Source organism: Pseudomonas sp. EL_65y_Pfl2_R96 (genome assembly GCF_963970905.1).
Classification (GTDB): domain Bacteria; phylum Pseudomonadota; class Gammaproteobacteria; order Pseudomonadales; family Pseudomonadaceae; genus Aquipseudomonas.
Map to the genome: position 1 here is coordinate 1 of NZ_CAXAQH010000466.1, position 255 is coordinate 255.

A 255-nucleotide genomic window follows, 5' to 3' on the forward strand; every position below is an offset into this window, starting at 1 on the left:
GAGCCAGGGACTTTGCCAAGGCCATGGGGCAGCACGCTAAAACCGACCCGATAGATGCGCGGCTGCTCGCGCAGTTTGCCGAAGTCATAAAGTCGCCAAGCAACCGCATCACCAGCCCTGAACAGGATAATTTACGTGCGCTGGTACAGCAGCGTGAAAACTTTGTTCAGCAGCAAGGCGACGATTTACGGCGCCTCAAAACAGCCTCTGCTGACACGGTAAAACCCTGTCTGCGCAGTCATATCGACTATTTAT

Annotated in this window: 1 protein-coding gene; it reads left to right on the forward strand. The window is 54.1% G+C overall.

Annotation, left to right across the window (positions count from 1 at the left end; all coding sequences use genetic code 11):
- Positions 1 to 255: IS110 family transposase (locus AACY49_RS31600; protein WP_339528294.1), on the forward strand; the 255-nt coding region annotated here is incomplete at both ends.